Here is an 18,768-nt window from a genome sequence, read left to right as displayed (position 1 = left end):
CCGGCTCCCGACATGCGCATCACCACGTACTCCACTACGGCAGACCTCGGCGCCGCTTTGCCGGCACAACGTGGGCGACCCGCCGACCGCTCACCCACCGGCGAAGACCCGTCTCTGCGGGCGGCGTACCGGCTGTGCCGGCGCACGACACGCGTGCACGATCCCGGGATCTATGCCCTCATCCAGCTGATGCCGACCGTGCTGCGCCCGGCGGGGTGGGCCTTATGGGCCGCAGCGACTGTCCTGGACGACTTGGCCGACCAGCGGGATGCGGAGCCGGCCGAACGTGCGGCCCGCGTCGAAGCGTGGACCCAGGCCCTGCACTGCGACCTGGCGGCCGGCACGAGCAGGGATCCGGTCCGGTACGCCCTGGTGGACAGCGCCCTGCGATGGCGCCTGGACCTGTCCAGCCTACGAGGCGCCATGATCAGCACGCGCGATGACACCTGCGGTCGACACTTCGCCGACTGGGCCGCGTGGCGGGCCTGGTGCAACGGGGCAATCACACCCTGGGTCGACCAGGTACGGCACCTGTTCGAACGGGCCGGAGCGCCGATGACGCTCCGGCTGGACCGGCAGCAGGACTACCAGCGGTTCATCGACGGCGCCCGGCTCACCGACACCCTCACCGACCTGAGCGCCGACCTCGCCCAGGGTGACCTGTTCCTGCCGCAAGAGGCCCTGGGCACGTTTCCCGGCGCCGAGGACGATCTGCGGCAAGGGAGCTGGAGCCCGGCCACAGCGGCTTTGATCCGGGAGCTGACGGCTCTGGCCCGTCAATGGGTCACGAGGCCCGCAATGACCACAGGTATGCACCCGGGCGCTGCCACCGTGCTCAACACGGCCGCCAGCCTGATGCGCGCCCAGCTCGATGCCGTCGACGCGGCCGGCCACGCCCTGCTCAAGCGCGCCCCGCGCCCGTCTCTCACGGCCCGCACCCGCATCCTCGCCCCGGCCCGCATCCGCTCGAAACTGGCCTGGAGCCTGACGCCCCTGACCGTGCCCCGACCCCGACGCCCCGCCGTGGCCGCGAGCGAGCCGAGCCCGGAGGCCGACGAGACCGCACTGCGGCCTCCGCCACCGCACCGTGACGGCGTGCGGCCCCCGCAGATCGCGGCCGACCGGATGCCCGCCCACGTGGCAGTCATCATGGACGGCAACGGCCGCTGGGCCGAGCAGCGTGGCCTGCCCCGCCCGGAAGGCCACCGCGCCGGCACCGCCGCCGCCCACGAAATGGTCTATGGCGCCCTGGAGATCGGCCTGCGCCACCTCACCCTCTACGCGTTCTCCACCGAGAACTGGAAACGCGACACCGAGGAGATCACCACGATCCTGGAAGCGATCCGACGCGACCTCGACGAGGGACCCGTCCGTGACCTCGACGTACGCCAGCGCTGGTTGGGCCACCCCGACAAACTGCCCCGGGAACTCGTTCAGGCTCTCCTGCGCGAGGAGCGCCGCACCAGCACCCGCACAGGCCTGACCCTCACCGTGTGCATCAACTACGGCGGCCGCGACGAGATCACCCGCACAGCCGCAGCCCTCGCCCAGGCAGCCCACACAGACGACATCGACCCCCACCTCATCGGTCAGGACGACTTCGCCCGCCACCTGCCCCAACCCGACATGCCGGACGTCGACCTGCTCTGGCGCACCGGCAACGAACAGCGCATCTCCAACTTCCTCCCCTGGCACACCATCTACGCTGAGCTGTACTTCACCCCCGACTACTGGCCCGATGTCGACCGGCGTGATCTATGGCAGGCCATCACCGAATACAGCCGACGCCAACGCCGCCACGGCGGCGCCACGCAGTAACGGCGCGCGTGTCCACGATCGGTGCCCGGGTCGGCCTCGGCAGCCCGCTCCCGCGGAGCAGTAGGGCTGATGCAAGCGCGGCGGCCGTGATGCTTGGGGCTCGGTGGGGAATGGAGTGCCTGTGACCGAGGGAGGCTGTGGTGGAGCGTGATCGGATTGGGTTGGCCGGGGTGCTGGCGGAGGCGGAGGCCGCAGCGCCGGTGCGTTCCCTGGATGTCGTGGCGCACAATCTGCGTGAGCGGTTCGGTGCGCGTTCTGTGTCGTTCCTGTTCGTCGATGTCGTCGGCCGACGACTGTTGCGCGTCTACGAGGAGAAAGCGCCGCGCCGTGAGCACGGCACCGATCAAGTGCCCTTGATCGGCAGTGTCTACGACGAGGTGCTGCGCGGTCAGAAACTGGTGCAGGTGCCGGAGGGTGAGCGCGGGCAGCGGGTGCTCGCCCCGGTCACCAACCGCGGCGACGCCATCGGGATCCTGGAGCTCCACCTCACCTACGTCACCCAGGACGTGCTGGAGCAGGTCGAAGAGGCCGCGCACGCGCTGGCGTACATCATCGTCACCGATCGCCGCTTCACCGACCGCTACTACTGGGGCAACCGCACGGCCACGGTGAGCCTGGCCGCGGAGATCCAACGCCAGCTCCTGCCCTCGGCGCCGTCCTGCGATGCCGACGAGTTCGCTCTCGCCGGTGCCCTGGTCCCGGCCTCCGACATCGCCGGCGACACCTACGACTACAGCCTCGACCCTGACACCCTGCACCTGTCCATCACCGACGCCATGGGCCACGACGTCGAAGCCTCACTCATCGCAACCCTCCTGGTCAACGCCTCTCGCGGCGCCCGCCGCGCCGGCACCGACCTGGCCGAGCAGGCCCGCCGGACCCACCAGGCCCTCCTCGACCACGGGCGCCGCACCTTTGCCACCGGACAGCTCCTGCGCATCGCCCTGGACGGGTCCGGCGCGCAGCTTGTCAACGCCGGCCACCTCTGGCCCCTGCGACTGCGCGACGGCACCGTCAGCGAGATCCCGCTGCACATCAACCTCCCCTTCGGCGTCCCCGCACAGGGCCCCTACCAGGTACAGGCCATCGACCTGCGCCCCGGCGACCGCATCGTGCTCTACACCGACGGCATGCAAGAACGCCAAGCCGGCAACGTGGACCTGCCCGGCATCATCCACGACACCGCCGCCGAGCACCCCCGTGAAGCCGTACGCGCCATGGTCACCGCCGTCACCGACGCCTGCAAAGGCCACGTCAGAGACGACGCCACCGTCCTGTGCCTGGACTGGCACGGCCCCCGCCCCGCACACCACAGCGCGAACGTCGAAGCCCGACCACGCCGTGAGCCGCCGCCCTGAGTGGCTCTTCGAAGGAGTCCGCGTTCCCCGGCCGGGCGGCGTGTGCTCGGGAGCGGCGGCGGGAGCGATCAGTACCCCACCGGCCGCCACCCCCGGCCCTCTCTGTCCCTGCCGCTCCAGTACGGGCACGGGCGAGCCGTGGCCACTCGCCGGCACCGCGCAGGGGCCCGCACCAGGGGCGGGGGTGGCGCACGCAGCAGGCAGGGGGTGCGCGTTCTTCATGGCCAGGGGGCGGACCACCGCCGCGCCGCCGGGAGAGGCGTGTCCCGGGGCCGCCCAGGAGGTGACGGCCGGGCTGTACGGCGCGTACCGGCGGCACCGGCCGCCCCGCCCGCACGGCCCACCCCGGTGGGCCGCCCGGATCGACAACGCCTCCTGGGTCACGGCAGCCGGTCTGGCGTGGCTGCTGCAACCCTGGGGACTGGGTGCCGCCGGTGCTGCGACGGCCTTTGAAGCGAACCTCTCCACCGCCGGTGACTGGCTCGCGCTGACCGGCTACTGTCTGCTCGCCACCCTCAGCCTTATCGTCATGGAGATGTACGCGGTTTGGGCACCTGCGGCCGCGAACGCCCGGCTGACCGGCCTGCGGAGCTGCCTGGGCCGGCACCAGGGGCAGCTGATTGTCACGCTCTCCCTGTTCGCCGGCCTGCGGATGACGGCCTCGAGCATCTACGAGCTGGTCGCCTGATGCGGGCGGCCCCGGCGGCGATTACCACCCTCGTCCGGCTCGACAGTGATCGACAAGAAACTCCTGGGGGGGGTACCAGGGCCTGCAGGATTCAGCTGGTGCGGCGCAGGGCCGGCGGGGTCCAGTCACCGGTGAGGGCGGGCTGCTGGGGCCAGTACAGGCGCAGGAAGACGTTGAAGCTGCCCGTGGGGGCGGGGAGCCAGTTGCTCTCGAGGTCGGGTCCGGGGTTGTCGTGCTGGACGTAGATGTCCAGGGAGCCGTCGGGGTTGGTCCGCATACCGCTGCGGTCGCCGATCGCGTACCGGTCCAGCGGGTTGTCGGCGAAGAGCTGACGCTCGTTCATCATCGTGAGGGACCAGAAGCCGTCGACGGGCGGGGTCTTCCCGGCGTCGAAGTGCAGCACGTAGGTGTGGGCACCGTCGAGGGGCCGGCCGTCGGCGTCGGCGGTGGCGTGCGGGTACAGCGCGTCGGCGTCGAGGTTGGCTCCGTACCCGAACCGGGTGATGACCGCGCGCTGGGCGTAATCGGTGCCGTAGTCCCCCAGCCCCCGGTGCACGGCCCATCCGCTGGTCTTCGTGGCCTCGGCCCGGGCGAGCAGTTCGCCCAAGGTCTCCGGGCCGCGCCGTGCGGCCGCGTCCAGGGCGGCGAGCTCCTCGGCGGACAGGTCGTCCAGGCTCGCGCCGGGCGCGATGCCGAGTTTGGCGAGGCGGCCCAGGATCGGTGCGTCGGCGGGGTCCGGCGGGTTGTCGACCATCATCCGGTTGAGGAGGGTGAAGTAGTCGCGGCCGCTGAGCGCGTGGACCTGGTCGACGGGCGCCGTCGTGGTGTCGGCGCCGGCGGGGACGGGGACGTCGGTGGGAGGGTAGTAGTCGTCGGGGTCGCCCGTCCACTGCGACAGCGGGATCAGCCGCGTGGCGTCCTGGAGCCGGTTGACGGCCGGGAAGTCCGACGGGCCGCTGGTCGCGTACCGGGCGATGATCCAGTTCACGGCGGTGGGGGACTTCAGCAGGGTCAGGCCGTCGGGAACCGTTCCGGACCAGGCCGGGCCGGCGATCAGGAACGGGCCCGCCGAGGGGCCGTTCCTGCGCCGGCCGACGACGGCGCAGACGTTCGACCAGGCGTCCAGGATCGGGACCATCCAGAACCGGTCACCGAACTCGGGCAAGGTCAGCACCAGGGGCTGGTCGGACAGGTCGAGCCAGGCGCTGGAGTACAGGGTGTCCGCGTTCGGCGAGACGACCTCGGTGAAGGAGGCGTCCGGCGTGGAGCGCATGTAGCAGAACTGGTTGACCGGGGCCTTCCGACGCGCGTCGTCCCGCGCCGGGACCGCCGTCATGTTGCCCTTCGTCACGGCCGCCGTGACCAGCGGATACCCGTACAGCCATGCCTCCGTGGCCAGCTTCTCCATCGACTCATCCGTCATCGGCTACTCCAGGTGCTACGGCGAATCTCATCCGGGCTCGACGCTACGAGCGCCGCCTGCCTCCCGCGCGGCGAGTCTGCCGAACGGGTGGCGCGGGCGGGTCCTCCGGGGGGGGGCAACGGTCCGTGCCGGGCGACGTGCCTTGCTGTTCCGGCTGCTCGGTTGCCGCTACGGGGACCACGGGGACTGAGCGGCGATCGACGCCTGGGCGGACGACATCGCCCGGCAGCTCGACGCGTGACGAGGTGGCGGCGCGTCGGGAAGCCGCTCTCGTGACGACGGCGCCTCACCACCGGGGTTGGTCGGACGAGTTGTCCTGGCCTGCCCGTCATTCGGTGACGCGGACCGCGAGGGCAGGACGGATAGCGGCTGCGCGCCGGGCCGGCCCGATCGTGGCCAGGAGTGATGCGACGAAGGTGGCTGCGGCCAGGCCGCAGATGCTGGTCCATTCGACCGGGAAGCCTCCTTCGAGGCCCTCGAACGCGGCGCTGTTGGCGTACATCAGCCAGGTGGTGAGCACGCCCAGGAGGGAGCCGAGCACGATTCCTTCCACGGCGATGAAGGAGCTCTCCCAGAGGAAGGAGCGTTGGACGGTCCGCGCGCGGAAGCCGAGGGCGCGCAGGATTCCGATGGTGCGTCGGCGTTCGCGTACGGATCGGACCATGACGACGCCGAGGCCGGTGATGCCCACGCCGAGGCCCAGGGCGAGGAAGCCCTGCATGAGGCGGAAGAAGGCGGTGCTGGAGTCGAACTGTTGGCGGATGTCCGACTCGATGGGGGTGGCGACCAGGCTGGACGAGAGCTGCTCGCCCTGCAGTCGGGTCGCCAGGGCGTCGGGGGAGATGCCGGGGGCGGTTCTGACCAGTGCGGAGGCGTTCTGGGCCTGGGCGCCGAAGAGCTCGCGCGTCGCCTGCTCGCTCGACACCACGGGGTAGGTGGTCGAACTGGCGCCGGTGCCCGGGTAGAAGACCAACCCGTTGCTGAGCACGCCGGCGATGACCTTCTGTTCGCTGCGGCCCGTCCGGGGATCGGTCAGGGTGAGGGTGTCCCCGGGGTCGTAGTAGTCGCCGGCCGGGCCGCCCGTGCTGCCGAAGAAGGCGTCGAGCACGACGTAGCGGGGGTCGGAGGCGAGGGCCTGCCACACGGCGGCGTCGTTGTTCAGGCCGGGCAGCCGCTCCCGGAACGTGATGCCGGTGATCGCTCCGTCGGGCACGCCGACGACGGCGGTGTCCAGGAGTTGAGCGCTGCGGTGTCCCGGATCAGTGGCTCGCCCTGTGGCGTTGAGCAGCGGTGTCACGGCGGCGATCCCGGCGGCCGACGGGCCGCCGCGGAGATCGGAGACGAGTCGGTCGCCGGCGACCTGGGGGTTGTAGTCCAGTCGCAGGGAGTATCCGGCGGTGGCATCGGCTACGACTCCGTCGACTCCGGCGCGGAGGATGCCCGAGATCTCCGTCAGGAGGACGAGGACGAACACGATCAGGGTGTACATGACCAGCGTCGCGCCGGTCCTGAACCGCTTGGCCAGGGGGTACGCGACGGCGAGCCGCGCCGCCAGGCCGCCCTCCGTCGGGCGCTGGAGGAGGCGCCGTACGGGACGTAGCAGGGTCTTCTGGTTGTCGCTGACGAGCACCACGGCGGAGAAGGCGGCCAGGGCGCCCTGGATGACGTAGACGGACATCGAGGGTGTGTCGAAGATCCGGGGGCGGATGACGGGTGCCAGGAGCGTCCAGGCGAGGACGGCTCCCGCGACCAGGGTGGTGACCGTGTGATGGGGGAGGACACGCAGCAGTGCAGGGGTGGCGAAGGCGAGGGCGAGCGCCGGCATGAGGTACGTCGCGTCGGGCTGGCTGCGTGCCACGGCCGGGACGGCCGCGAACGCGCACAGGACGGCCAGGGTGCTGGAGACCGCCAGCAGCCGGCGTCGCGGTCCCTGCCCGGGCGTCGTCGGGAGGTCGCGGATCGCGGCGATGATGTTGAACCTGCTGATGCGCACGCTGGTGGCCAGGATGGCGGCAAAAGCGATCAGCAGGCCCATGGCCAGTCCGTTGAGGACGCTGGTGGGCGTGATGGCGAACGCGATGCGGATGCTGCTTCCGCCGACCGACCAGCCCTGGAAGATCTGCGCCGCCACGACGGCGACGCCCCAGCCGACCGCGACCCCGATGGCCACACCCGGCAGCGCGGACAGCAACGCGTAGGTGGAACCTTCGAGCGTGAAGGACCCGACGAGCCGCGAGCGCTTCATCCCCACGGCCCGCACCATGCCCATCTGGGACTTCCGCTCCTCGCCGAGCATCACGAAGATGTTCACCAGGAGCAGTGCGCCCGCGATGATGCTGAAACTGCCGATCATGAGGAACAGGGCTCCGAGGGAGTCCCCGGCCTGCTTGGCGTCCCGCAGGACCGTGTGCTTCGGCGTCTCGATCGCCGTCTGGCCGACGAGCGGGCCCAGTGCCTGCCGGATGTCGGCCGTCACCTTGTCGGTCAGGGCTTCGCCGCTCTCGACGCCGCCTCGGTTGGAGACGAAGGTGACCGAGCGAGGCTCCGCTCCGACGGACCGGGCGGCGGAGTCCAGGGTCCCCGGTGCCAGGAACACGTCGCGGTTCAGCCTGCCACCTAGGCCCACACCGGCCAGACCCTCTTCCGGCACCACGCGCTCGACCCGGTACGTCCCCGGGACTCCGAACAGGTACAGCGTGACCGGATCTCCGGCCCCCACGCTCAGGGACCGGGCCAGCGGCTCGTTGACCACGACCTGCCCGGGCTTCGGATTCGGTCCGCCGAGGCCGGAATCCCCACCCGGTGCGCCGAAGCGCGCCGCCTTGTCGAAGTCCATCTGCCAGGCCAGGACACGTGGTTCTGCGGCCGTACGGCCGTCGGTACGGGTGACGGCGGATGCCTGGGTGGCCTGGGCGTTCAGCACTCCGTCGATGTCGGGATTCCCCGCCAGGGAGGCCATCCGTTCCGTCGCGGCGCGCCCGGTCGGGCCGGGGGGTGCGACGACGCGCTCGTCCACCGGCCCCAGGGTCCGGTACGCCTCCTGCCGTACAGAGAAGTTCAGGGTGTCGCCGACGACCAGGGCCCCGATGACGATGGCCGTCCCGAGCATCGATCCGCCGATCACCAGCGCCGCCTCGGTACGCCGGCGGGCGACCTGCCGGAAGGCCAGCCGCCGCGACACCGGCTGCCGGACGGCGACCAGCACCAGGGCCGCGAGGGCGAGCGCCAAGGCGGTGAGCAGCGGGACGAGGAGGTTCGGGTACATGGTCAGCCCAAGGGTGCGTCGGGGATCGGGGCTCGGGCCGTGACGGTCTGGCGGACGTCGTCGACCAGCTGCCCGTCGTGCATCCGGATCAGCCGGGGGACACGCGCTCCGATGGCGCTGTCGTGGGTGACCAGGACGATCGTCTGGCTCTCGTCCTGGTTGAGCTCGCACAGCAGGTCCATGACCTGGTCGGCCATCGCGCTGTCGAGGTTGCCCGTCGGCTCGTCCGCCCACACGATGGCCGGGCGTCCCGCCAGGGCGCGGGCGATGGTCACCCGCTGCTGCTCACCCCCGGACAGCTCGCTGGGCCGGTGCTCGACCCGGTGGCCGAGGTCCACCCGGTCGAGCATGTCCAGCGCCCGGCGACGGGCTTCGCGCGGCCGGGTGCCCACGAGCAGGAGGGGCAGTTCGACGTTCTCCACCGCGGAGAAGACAGGGATGAGGTTGAACGCCTGGAAGACGAATCCCATGGTGTGAGCGCGGTGCTCCGTGCGCGCAGCGTCCGACATCGCGAACAGATCGTGGCCGTCGACCTCCACCCGGCCGCCGTCGATGTCGTCGAGCCCGGACAGACAGTTCAGGAGCGTGGTCTTTCCGGAGCCGGACGGTCCCATGACCGCCACCATCTCCCCGTGACGTACGACGAGATCCAGGTCGAGGAGGGCTGTGACCTCCACGGAGCCCGTCCGGTAGATCTTGCGTACTCCGGAGGCGACGAGGAGTGCCTGGTCGGCGTTCATGTCTTCCATACCAACCTTCGGAAGGAACCGGCGGCTACGGCCACCCAGGCCCCGGAAACGGGCCGAACGGCCCAATCGCCGGGTCATCGGGAGGCCGGGACGAGCGGTTCCCGCCGCCGCGGTCAGGCGTCCGCGGTCGCCCGGGCGCTTCGCCGGACAGCGGTGGCGGCCAGGGTTCCCGCGCCGGTCGCGGTGACGGCGAGGAGGACGAACCCCCACGTGTAGTCGTGTGCGACGCTGTCGACCGCTCCCATCACGAGAGGCGGGAAGAAGCCGCCGAGACCGCCCGCCGCCCCGACCACTCCCGTCACCGAGCCGACCCGCTCGGCCGGGACCAGACGTGCCACGAGCGCGAAGACCGCCCCGGACCCGGCGCCCAGGCCGGCGGCCATGCCGAAGAAGGCCGCCGTTCCCACGGGGACCAGTTCCGCCTCGAACGCCGCGATCAGGGCGGACACCGCAACGAGCCCGTACGAGACCGTCAGTACGGGTACGGGGTGGATGCGGTCCGACAGCCAGCCCCCCACCGGCCGCATCGCCACGGCGAGGACGACGAATCCCGCGGTCCGCAGTGCCGCGTCGGAGCGCCCCAGCTCGTACGCCCTGGTGAGGTAGGTCGGAAGGTAGACGCTGAACGCGACGAACCCTCCGAAGGAGACGGCGTACAAGAACGCCAGCTGCCAGGTGGCCGGTGTACGCATGGCCAGTGCTGTGCGCGAGATCAGCGACCCCAACGCCGTCGCGCGCCCCGGGCGGTCGCGGAGCAGGAACCAGGCCACCCCGGCGTACACGGCGAGGAAGGCGGCCACGAGATCGAAGGGGAAGGCACGTCCGACGGCGTCGGCGAGCTGGACGGTGGTGAATGCTGACAAGGCCGTTCCACCGGTGCCGATGCCGAAGATCCCGAGGGCGACGCCTCGGCGTGCGGGTGGGTACCAGGCGTTGACGAACGGCACTCCGACGGCGAAGGCCGTTCCCCCGAGCCCGAGGAGGAAGCCGCCCGCGAGCACCTCGGCGAACGAGTCGGCCAGGTGACCCAGGTACAGCACGGGGAGGATCGTCAGGGCCGCGACGAGGGGAAAGACCCGGCGCGCACCCCAGCGGTCCGTCAGCGCCCCCGCCGGGATCCGGCCCAGCGCGCCGACCACCACGGGCACGGCGACCACCAGTGACTGCTCGAAGGAACTGAGGCCCAGGTCGTCCCGCAGCCGCGGGCCGAGCGGGCCCAGCAGCGCCCATGCCCAGAAACAGAGGGCGAACCCGACGGTGGCGAGGAACAGCATCTGCCACGGTCGCGGTGCGTCCACCACGGGCGGGATCCCCGAGTTCCGGACCATGGTGGCCTCCCGGCGGTGATCCGCGTCGGCGGGCGCGGGCTTGCTGTTCTCCACCCTCCGGCCTTCGGGATCCCGGCTCCAGGGGCCGCTTGTTCCCTTCCGTGCCCGACCGGCCCCCCGCCAGGGACCGGACGGCCCTGTGCCAGGCCTCCTGGGGCGGCGCACGGTGGTGGCGGACGGACCGGAGGCAGGGGCGTCCGGTTCCTACCGGCCCGGCCGTCGGGAGTGTGAGTGGCGATGATGTTCTGGTACGGCGACGGCATGAACGGATGGGGCTGGTTCGCCATGTCAGCCGGGATGGTGCTGTTCTGGGGCCTTCTCATCACCGTCGCGGTGATGCTCTTCCGTACCCTGGGCCGTCCTGCGGAACGGCCGTCTGGGTCTCGGCCTGCCACGTCGGCCGAGCAGATCCTGGGCGAGCGACTGGCGCGCGGTGAGATCGACGAGGACGAGTACCGACGGCGCCTGACCGCCCTGCGCAGCGCGGAACCGTGAACCCCGCGACCGGTCGGGATGCGAGTGGGGGCGTGGCCGGTCACGCTGGGATCATGGCGGGTCGGATACCCGGGGAGCCGGGCGGACGCATGGACGCGCTCCGTGAGCTGACCGCACGGCACGGAGGGCGCGGGGGGCTGCTGCCGGCCGCGCTTGAGCGCGCCAGGTCGGGTACCGCGGAAGGGCCCGAGGCATGGGCACCCCAAGCTGCGGAGGCAGCCCGACTTCCGGCCGCCGCAGGACTTGGCCCCGCCACCTTCTTCGCCGATCTCGCCGCCCCGCGCGGAGAGCGGCACGTGCGGGTGTGCACCGCCACGGCGTGCTTCGCCGCGCGGGGTGGACAGCACCTGGCGGAGGTCGAACAGGCACTCGGAGTGGTGGCGGGCACGGTCGACGAGGGCGGTTCCACCTCGCTGCAGACTGTGCACTGCGTCGGCTTCTGCTACGCAGGCCCCGCCGCCCTCGACGGCACCCTGCCCCGTACCGGCCCGGACCTGGCCGACCAACTCGCCGGGCGGACGGAACCGCGGGCGCCGGGCATCCCCGCGGCCGACACCACCGGGGCGCCCGTCCTGCTCGCCGGGATCGTGGGAGAGCTCTCCGCATGGGACGTGTGGCGCGAGGCGGTGGCCGGGCTGCGGCCCGAGGACGTACGGGAGGAGACCGCCCTCGCAGGACTGCGCGGGCGAGGCGGCGCCGGATTTCCGGTGGCCGACAAGTGGGCCGCAGTCGCGGGGAAGCCCGACACGGTCGTCGTCGCCAACGGGGACGAGGGTGACCCCGGCTCGTACGCCGACCGGCTGCTCATGGAGGAGGACCCCGAGCGCGTCCTCGCAGGACTCGCCCTGGCCTGCTTCGCCTGCGGCGCCCGGCGCGGGACGGTCCTGGTCCGCTCCGAGTATCCGAGAGCCATGGCACGGCTGCGCCGGGCGGTGGAACGCGCGACGGAGGCGGGGGACCTGGCACCCTCGGTCGAGACAGCCGGTCCGCGGCCGTTCGTCGAGATCGTCGAAGGAGCCGGTTCCTATGTCGCCGGCGAGGAGACCGCCCTCATCGCCCGCCTCGAAGGCGCTCGCGGCTGTGCCCGCCCCCGGCCCCCGTACCCCACGGACCACGGCCTGTGGGACGCGCCGACCGTGGTCAACAATGTGGAGACCCTGGCGGCCGTGCCCTGGATCGTCGCCCACGGCGGAGCGTCCTACGCCCGACGCGGCGTAACGGACGAAACCGGTACCAAGCTGGTGTGCCTGTCCGAACGCTTCGCCCGGCCCGGTGCCTACGAGGTCGAGCTCGGCACTTCCGTGGGCGAGATCGCCACCCGGTTCGGGGGCGGTCTCAAGGACGGCCGCGAGCTCGTCGCCCTCCAGATCGGCGGGCCCCTGGGCGGCTTCCTCGCCGGGACCGCTCTCGACGTCCCCCTCACCACGGCAGCGCTCGCCGAGCACGGCGCCGCCCTCGGTCACGCCGGCATGGTCGCCTTCGATGCCGACACCGATCCGCACGAACTCCTTCGGCACATCTGGGAGTTCGCCGCCGACGAGAGCTGCGGAGCCTGTTCGCCCTGCCGGGTCGGCACCCGGCGAGGACTCGGACTCGCGCAGGGCCAGGGCCGGCCGGGGGAGACCTACGAGCGACTGGAACGGCTCATGGAGGAGGCGAGCCTCTGCGCCTTCGGCCGCCGCGTCCCCGTCGCCGTCCGCAGCCTGGCCCGCGTCTACGAGCCGGCACTGGAAGGATGGGACCGATGACCCGGCTCCAGGTCGACGGCGTGCCGGTCGGACTGCCCGCGGGAGCCTCACTGCTCGACGCGGTACGTGCCACCGGAGCCGACCTGCCCACCCTCTGCCACGACGACCGTCTCCGGCCCGCAGGCTCCTGCCGGACCTGCCTGGTCCGCGCCGACGGGCGAACCGTCGCCGCATGCGTCACGCCCGCGACGTCGGGCCTCACCGTCGACACCGCCGACGAGGGCGTGCGGAACCTGCGCCGGGACGCGGTCGCCCTGATCGCCTCGGCGCTCCCACCGCACGCGCTCGACGACAGCGCGCACAGTGAACTGGCCGAGGCGTGCCGGACCTTGGGGATCCCGGCGGACATGGCGGCCGGTGACCCCACGCGCGGCCGGGACGAGAGCCACCCGTACGTCCATCTCGACCGGGACCTGTGCATCGCCTGCGGGCGCTGCGTACGGATGTGCTCCGACGTCCAGGGAACCTTCGCGCTCACTCTCACCGGACGTGGTGCCGACACGGTCGTCGCCCCGGGCACTGGCGGTCCCTGGGCCGGCTCCGACTGCGTGTCCTGCGGCGGCTGTGTCGACACCTGTCCGACGGGGGCGATCGCCCAGCCCGGACCCGGTGAGGGCCTCACCTCGCGACAGGCACCCGCCGACCGCGTACGCACCACCTGCGGCTACTGCGGAGTCGGCTGCACCCTCGACGTCGTCGTCCGTGAGGACCGTGTCGCCGCCGTGCTGCCCGCCCGGGACGGACCGGTCAACCGGGGCCACGCCTGCGTCAAAGGCCGCTTCGCGTACGGATACCTCGGCTCCGCCGAGCGTCTCACCGAGCCCCTGGTCCGGGAGAACGGCGAACTACGACCGGCGACCTGGAACGAGGCGGTGACCCGGATCGCCGACGGGCTGCGCGCGGCCGTCCTCGACGGCGGTCCCGACGCGGTCGCCGCGATCTCCTCCGCCCGTGCCACCAACGAGGAGAACTACCTCGTCCAGAAGTTCCTGCGGACCGTCATCGGCACCAACAACGTCGACAACTGCTCCCGCCTCTGCCACGCCCCGTCAGCCGCAGGACTCACCGCCTCCTTCGGACGCGCCGGCGGCACCGACCCCTTCGACGACGTCGAGACCGCCGACTGCCTCCTGGTCGTCGGCGCCAACCCCGTCGAAGCCCACCCCGTCGTCGGCGCCCGTCTCCTCCAACGGGCACTCGCAGGGGCCTCCCTGATCGTGGCCGACCCCCGTGCCGTGGGCCTCGCGCACCATGCCGACGTGCACCTGCGTCCGCGCCCCGGTACGAACGTCGCCCTCTTCCACGGCCTTGCCCACGTCCTCGTCGACGAAGGCATGACCGATTCGGGCTTCCTCCGCGATCGCGCCACCGGGCTGGACGAACTCTCCGACCTGATGGCCGGCTACCCGCCCGAGCGGGTAGCCGAGATCACCGGCGTCCCCGCCGACGACATCAGGAAGGCCGCCCGGCTCTACGGCCGCGCGGAGCGGCCGGCCGTCGTGTACGGGCTCGGGGTCACCGAGCACCTGCACGGCACCGACGGCGTCCGGACCCTGGCGAACCTCCCCATCCTGCGCGGAGCCGTCGGAGCCACCGGCCGCGGGTTCGGCATCAGCCCCCTGCGCGGTCAGAACAACGTCCAGGGCGCCTCCGACATGGGTGCCCTGCCCGACCTGCTCCCCGGCTACGGCCGTGTCACCGACCCCGAGGCCCGCGCCCGTGCCGAAGTGGTGTGGGGCCGACCAGTCCCAGATCGGCCGGGTATGCGCATCCCCGAGATGTTCGCGGCGGCTCGCGAGGGCCGGCTGCGGGCGCTGTGGATCATCGGCGAGGACGTGTGCGCGACCGATCCCGACAGCCGGCGGGTCGCCGAGGCCCTTGACGCCTGCCCGCTCGTCGTCGTCAACGAGCTCTTCCTCGGCAAGACCGCCCACCACGCCGATGTCGTCCTGCCCGTGGCCTCCTGGCTGGAGAAGGACGGGACGTTCGTCAACTTCGACCGCCGCTTCCAGCGCGTACGACCAGCGGTGACTCCGCCCGGAACGGCGCGCTCCGACTTCGACGTCGTGCACGCCGTCGCCGGTGCCCTCGGTGCCGACCTGGACTGCCCGACCCCCGCAGCGGCTCTCGCCGAGTGCGGACGTGTGACACCTCTCTTCGCCGGTCTCTCGCACGAGCGGCTCGACCGGGAGGGGGCGGTGCCCTGGCCCTGCCCCACGCCGGACCGGCCAGGCGAAGCCACTCTGTACGCGGAGGAGTTCGCCACCCCCGACGGGCGCGCACATCTATCTGCGGCCCCCTATCTACCGCCCGGAGAAGAACCGGACCAGGACTATCCGCTGGTCCTCGTCACCGGGCGCCGATGGGCCCACTACAACTCCGGGAGCATGACCCGGCGCGGCGGCAACCTACTTCTCGACGCGTCCGACTGCCTGGACCTGCACCCGGAGGACGCCGCCCGGTTCGGCGTGCGGGACGGCACCCCGGTCACCGTCGCGAGCCGGCACGGACAGGCGCGACTGGTCGCCCGCGTCGGGACGGAACTCGCTCCCGGGCAGGTCTTCTGCGCGTTCCACTTCCCGGCCAGCGGCGTCAACTCCCTCACCTCGAAGCACGCCGACACCGTGACCTCGTGTCCGGAGTACAAGGTCACGGCGGTACGGCTGAGTCCGACGGCGCCCGAGGACTGACCGGCAGCGATCAGTCGTGGGGAACGAGGGCCACGGGCACCGGGCTGTGGTGCAGGACGGCGTGGGCCACGCTGCCGATGTGTGCGCCGAGCGTCGAAGGGCGGGTACGCCGGCCCACCACCACGAGGGAGGCCTCCCGGGCGACCGCCACCAGTTCGGGTCCGGCCGATCCGACCGCCACGCGGGCGACCGCCTCGACGTCGGGATGCTTCGCCCGCCAGGGGTCCAGCATGACCTCCACCGAACGCTTGATCTCCGGCACCATGGAAAGCCTGAAGTCCGGGACCATCGCGGGCCCCATTCCCGCGTGCAGCGGGAGCTGCTGCACATACACGACGAGGACCTGGGTGTGCCGTCGCGCGGCTTCCTCGAAGGCGAAGCCCAGCACGGAGTCCACGGGCTGCCGCACGTCGGCCCCGACCACGATCGGGCCCCGTGGAGTGCTTCCCGCGCTGACGGCCCGTACCAGTACGACGGGTCGCTCGACGGCACCGGCGACCGTCAGGCCGACCGAGCCGAGCAGGTACCCGGCCACGCTGCCCAGCGCCCGCGAGCCGAGAACGAGCAGATCGCTCTCCTCAGCCGCGGCGACCAGACCCGGAACGGGCCCCGAGGGCAGCACCTGGGAGGTCACCGACAGGCCGGGATGGCGCTCGCGCAGCTCACCGGCGGTGCGCGCCATCATCTCCCTGGCCCACGGCTCCTCGGACTCCCACTCCACGAGCGACAGAGCGGCCTCCGGTACTGGTTCCTTCGCGTGTACCAGATGTACGTCAGTCCCGCGCAGCACCGCCTCCTCGGCCGCCCACTCCGCGGCTGCCTTGGCCTGCTCCGTACCGTCCAGGCCGACCACGATGCTCCGCGTCATGATCGTCCACCTCCTCGTTCGGTGTCATCGACGTCGTACGTGAGACGGGTGCAGGAGACCGAGACCACGCCGTCCACCGTCGCGCACATGCGCTCGATCGCCGGTGCCATGCCCCGGAAGGGCAGCCTCCCGCCAAGCTCCACCCGCCCGTCGTGCACTTCGACGGCGAGGGCAGTCGGTTCGAGACGCAGCGTGTCACCGAGCACGTCCTCGACGATCTCCCGGCGGATGTCGTCGTCCTCGCGGAGGAACACGTCCAAGAGGTCGCGACGGCTCACGATGCCCAGCAAGCGGTCCTCGCCATCGACGACCACGAGCCGCTTGACCCTCTGCACCTCCATGAGCCGCGCCGCCTCCGCCACGGTCCACTCCGGACGGGCACACACCGCGGGGGCGGACATGAGCTCCTCGGCCCGTGTTCCCTCGGCCTTCGCCCGTTCCCACGCCTCCAGGCCCGGAACGGCCGGCAATCCACTCGGTGCGGCGGCCTGGTCGGCGGTCTTGCGCAACAGATCGCCTTCCGACACCACCCCGACGACCCGGCCGTCGCCGTCCACCACGGGTACGGCGGTCACCTGGTGCTGCGAGAGCGTGCGGGCGATCTCCTTGAACGGAGTGTCGCCGCGGACGCTCACCACCTCACGGGTCATCAGCTGGTCGATCCTGCGGTGGCGCATCATCCGCTCCTTCCTTGTGCGGACGCACTGGCCTCGCCCACCAGGCGAGCGGCGCAGCCGTCCCAGGTGTCGAGGGCCGCATAGTCGTCCTCGCCGAGTTCCGCCCCGCTGAGTTCGGCGAGTGCCTCGACGAACTCGAGGAAGTCCAGCGAATCCATCTCGAACCTGTCCCGCAGGGACACGCCGGGATCGAGCCCGGTGAAGTCGGCGTCGGGGACGACACGCTGCACGGCTTGCCGGACGAACTCCTTCGCCTGGTCGTGGTTCACAGTTCCTCCGGTTGTTGCAGGAGCCGGTCCATGGTGGTCAGGAGGCGCGCGCCGGTGGCGCCGTCGGCGGCTCGGTGGTCGGCGGACAGCGTCGCCGTCACCACGGGACGCACTCCCAGCAGGCCGTTCACGGCCACCGGCCGCTCGACGATCCGGCCGAGGCCGACGAGCGCGACCTGCGGCGGGTAGACGACCCCGAACACGGCCTCGACGCCCTGGTCGCCGAGGTTCGTGACCGTGAGGCTGGGGTCGGCGGTCTCGGACGCGCGGAGCCGGCCGCCCCGTGCCCGCGCCACCAGGTCCTTGAGCGCGGCCATCACCTCGACCACGGAGAGCGTGTCGGCGTGGGCGAGGGACGGGGCGGCAAGGCCACCTCCTCGCAGGGAGACGGCGATGCCCAGCCGTACCTCCTCCGCCGGGACGAAGCCGTCGTCGACCCAGTGCCCGTTGAGCTCGGGCACCTTGCGCGCCGCCAGCGCGACGGCCTTGAACAGGAGTGCGGCGGGCACCAGACGGGCGGACAACGGCAGTTCGCGGTTGCGGGCGTGCATCCACTCCAGGGCCGCTGCCATGTCCACGGTCGTGGAGAGGTAGAAGTGCGGGATCTCCCGCTTGGATCGGCTCATGAGCCGGGCGGTCGCCGCCCGTGCCATATCCGGGACGGCCGGCCGCGGTGCGCCCTCGGCGGCCGGGGCGGAACGGACGTCCTCCGCACGGACGGTGCCGCCCCGACCCGTGCCGGTCACCTCGGCGAGGTCGACGCCGAGCTCCGTGGCCAGCCGCCGCGCGAGCGGTGAGGACTTCACGCGCGGAGGAGCGGGACGCTCCCCGGTCGAGTCGTCGCTGCGTACCGGCTTCGTCGACCGTGTCGTCGGCGCGGGCTTTGCCTCGGCCCCGGATCGGCTCCGCTTCCGTCGCGCCGGTTCCGTACCCGGCTGCCGCCTGATCCCGGTGTGAAGGGGCTGTGAGGAGCCGGCGCTCTTGGCGTGCTCCGGTGCTCGTTCAGGTTCCGGTTCCGCGTGCTCCACGTCCGCGCGTGTGATCCTGCCTCCCGGGCCCGAACCATGGACGGCGGCGAGGTCGACGTGCCGGTCCTGGGCGAGTCGGCGGACGAGGGGTGTCGACGGGGGTCGGTCCGTGGTGGGCCTGCTCTCGGCGGACGTGCCGATGCGAGCCAGCGGGGTGCCCACCGGCACGGTGGTGCCCTCGTCGACGAGGAGGGCGTCGACCGTACCGCTGTGGAAGCACTCCACCTCGATCGCGGACTTCGCGGTCTCGACCACCGCGACGACGTCGCCCCGCGCCACCTGGTCGCCGGGGTGCACCAGCCACTGGGAGAGCGTGCCCTCGTCCATGTCGGCGCCGAGTGACGGCATCGTGAACTCGGCCATC

The 18,768-nt window shown here is 71.9% G+C and carries 14 protein-coding genes; 6 read left to right on the top strand and 8 right to left on the bottom strand.

Annotation, left to right across the window (positions count from 1 at the left end; all coding sequences use genetic code 11):
- Positions 1-12 precede the first annotated feature (12 nt).
- From uppS to ACIP8Z_RS10560, 3 genes are all read left to right on the top strand, one after another.
- A complete protein-coding gene (gene uppS, locus ACIP8Z_RS10570; RefSeq protein ID WP_402081302.1) occupies positions 13-1,818 on the top strand; it encodes a polyprenyl diphosphate synthase in 1,806 nt (601 codons plus the stop codon).
- Positions 1,819-1,958: 140 nt separating this feature from the next.
- Positions 1,959-3,176, top strand: a complete 1,218-nt coding sequence (locus ACIP8Z_RS10565) for a PP2C family protein-serine/threonine phosphatase (RefSeq protein WP_402081299.1) — start codon at positions 1,959-1,961, stop codon at positions 3,174-3,176.
- A gap of 184 nt (positions 3,177-3,360) precedes the next feature.
- Positions 3,361-3,864 carry a GAP family protein gene (locus tag ACIP8Z_RS10560; RefSeq protein WP_402081298.1) on the top strand — a complete coding sequence of 168 codons (504 nt, stop codon included), beginning with the start codon at positions 3,361-3,363 and terminating at the stop codon, positions 3,862-3,864.
- 91 nt (positions 3,865-3,955) lie between these two features.
- Here the strand turns inward: ACIP8Z_RS10560 and ACIP8Z_RS10555 are convergent, their stop codons facing one another.
- From ACIP8Z_RS10555 to ACIP8Z_RS10540, 4 genes are all read right to left on the bottom strand, one after another.
- Positions 3,956-5,287 (bottom strand): DUF1254 domain-containing protein, encoded by a 1,332-nt coding sequence (locus tag ACIP8Z_RS10555; protein ID WP_402081295.1) that lies wholly within the window; start codon positions 5,285-5,287, stop codon positions 3,956-3,958.
- Positions 5,288-5,615: 328 nt separating this feature from the next.
- A complete protein-coding gene (locus ACIP8Z_RS10550; protein WP_402081292.1) occupies positions 5,616-8,552 on the bottom strand; it encodes an ABC transporter permease in 2,937 nt (978 codons plus the stop codon).
- Between the two features lie 2 nt (positions 8,553-8,554).
- Positions 8,555-9,292: an ABC transporter ATP-binding protein gene (locus tag ACIP8Z_RS10545; RefSeq protein WP_402081290.1), complete on the bottom strand. Its 738-nt coding sequence runs from the start codon at positions 9,290-9,292 to the stop codon at positions 8,555-8,557.
- A gap of 122 nt (positions 9,293-9,414) precedes the next feature.
- On the bottom strand, positions 9,415-10,629 hold the full coding sequence (locus ACIP8Z_RS10540) for a nitrate/nitrite transporter (RefSeq protein WP_402082338.1): 1,215 nt from the start codon (positions 10,627-10,629) through the stop codon (positions 9,415-9,417).
- Between the two features lie 237 nt (positions 10,630-10,866).
- Here ACIP8Z_RS10540 and ACIP8Z_RS10535 point away from each other — a divergent pair, with 237 nt between their 5' ends.
- Genes ACIP8Z_RS10535 through fdhF form a run of 3 tightly spaced genes read left to right on the top strand, consistent with a single transcriptional unit; the run spans position 10,867 to position 15,562 of the window.
- The gene (locus ACIP8Z_RS10535; protein WP_266973966.1) at positions 10,867-11,124 is read left to right on the top strand and encodes an SHOCT domain-containing protein; all 258 of its coding nucleotides are present in this window, start codon (positions 10,867-10,869) and stop codon (positions 11,122-11,124) included.
- 53 nt (positions 11,125-11,177) lie between these two features.
- The gene (locus ACIP8Z_RS10530; protein WP_402081287.1) at positions 11,178-12,872 is read left to right on the top strand and encodes an NADH-ubiquinone oxidoreductase-F iron-sulfur binding region domain-containing protein; all 1,695 of its coding nucleotides are present in this window, start codon (positions 11,178-11,180) and stop codon (positions 12,870-12,872) included.
- Positions 12,869-15,562, top strand: coding sequence for a formate dehydrogenase subunit alpha (fdhF, locus tag ACIP8Z_RS10525; RefSeq protein WP_402081284.1), 2,694 nt, complete (start codon positions 12,869-12,871; stop codon positions 15,560-15,562). Before ACIP8Z_RS10530 ends, fdhF begins: the two co-directional genes overlap by 4 nt.
- A 10-nt stretch (positions 15,563-15,572) precedes the next feature.
- On the opposite strand, the gene ACIP8Z_RS10520 is transcribed toward fdhF, so the two are convergent.
- The 4 genes from ACIP8Z_RS10520 to ACIP8Z_RS10505 are packed head-to-tail and all read right to left on the bottom strand — an operon-like array spanning position 15,573 to position 18,767.
- Positions 15,573-16,430, bottom strand: coding sequence for a universal stress protein (locus ACIP8Z_RS10520; protein WP_402081282.1), 858 nt, complete (start codon positions 16,428-16,430; stop codon positions 15,573-15,575).
- On the bottom strand, positions 16,427-17,107 hold the full coding sequence (locus ACIP8Z_RS10515) for a CBS domain-containing protein (protein ID WP_402081279.1): 681 nt from the start codon (positions 17,105-17,107) through the stop codon (positions 16,427-16,429). Before ACIP8Z_RS10515 ends, ACIP8Z_RS10520 begins: the two co-directional genes overlap by 4 nt.
- Positions 17,107-17,376 (bottom strand): phosphopantetheine-binding protein, encoded by a 270-nt coding sequence (locus ACIP8Z_RS10510; RefSeq protein ID WP_402081277.1) that lies wholly within the window; start codon positions 17,374-17,376, stop codon positions 17,107-17,109. The genes ACIP8Z_RS10515 and ACIP8Z_RS10510 overlap by 1 nt, the downstream gene beginning before the upstream one ends.
- Entirely contained in the window at positions 17,373-18,767 is a 1,395-nt protein-coding gene (locus ACIP8Z_RS10505) for a 2-oxo acid dehydrogenase subunit E2 (RefSeq protein ID WP_402081275.1), read from the bottom strand. Before ACIP8Z_RS10505 ends, ACIP8Z_RS10510 begins: the two co-directional genes overlap by 4 nt.
- Position 18,768 lies beyond the last annotated feature (1 nt).

This window comes from Streptomyces sp. NPDC088553, assembly GCF_044752965.1.
Taxonomy (GTDB): Bacteria; Actinomycetota; Actinomycetes; order Streptomycetales; family Streptomycetaceae; genus Streptomyces.
The sequence above is the reverse complement of the archived record's forward strand: the minus strand, read 5'-3'. Positions and strand labels throughout refer to the sequence as shown.

What these genes read in the sequence shown, in the direction of transcription:
- uppS (WP_402081302.1), top strand. Translation starts at nt 13, where the DNA reads ATGCGCATCACCACGTACTCCACTACGGCAGACCTCGGCGCCGCTTTG.
- ACIP8Z_RS10555 (WP_402081295.1), bottom strand. Translation starts at nt 5,287, where the DNA reads ATGACGGATGAGTCGATGGAGAAGCTGGCCACGGAGGCATGGCTGTAC.
- ACIP8Z_RS10550 (WP_402081292.1), bottom strand. Translation starts at nt 8,552, where the DNA reads ATGTACCCGAACCTCCTCGTCCCGCTGCTCACCGCCTTGGCGCTCGCC.
- ACIP8Z_RS10545 (WP_402081290.1), bottom strand. Translation starts at nt 9,292, where the DNA reads ATGAACGCCGACCAGGCACTCCTCGTCGCCTCCGGAGTACGCAAGATC.
- ACIP8Z_RS10540 (WP_402082338.1), bottom strand. Translation starts at nt 10,629, where the DNA reads ATGGTCCGGAACTCGGGGATCCCGCCCGTGGTGGACGCACCGCGACCG.
- ACIP8Z_RS10535 (WP_266973966.1), top strand. Translation starts at nt 10,867, where the DNA reads ATGATGTTCTGGTACGGCGACGGCATGAACGGATGGGGCTGGTTCGCC.
- ACIP8Z_RS10530 (WP_402081287.1), top strand. Translation starts at nt 11,178, where the DNA reads ATGGCGGGTCGGATACCCGGGGAGCCGGGCGGACGCATGGACGCGCTC.
- fdhF (WP_402081284.1), top strand. Translation starts at nt 12,869, where the DNA reads ATGACCCGGCTCCAGGTCGACGGCGTGCCGGTCGGACTGCCCGCGGGA.
- ACIP8Z_RS10520 (WP_402081282.1), bottom strand. Translation starts at nt 16,430, where the DNA reads ATGACGCGGAGCATCGTGGTCGGCCTGGACGGTACGGAGCAGGCCAAG.
- ACIP8Z_RS10515 (WP_402081279.1), bottom strand. Translation starts at nt 17,107, where the DNA reads ATGCGCCACCGCAGGATCGACCAGCTGATGACCCGTGAGGTGGTGAGC.
- ACIP8Z_RS10505 (WP_402081275.1), bottom strand. Translation starts at nt 18,767, where the DNA reads ATGGCCGAGTTCACGATGCCGTCACTCGGCGCCGACATGGACGAGGGC.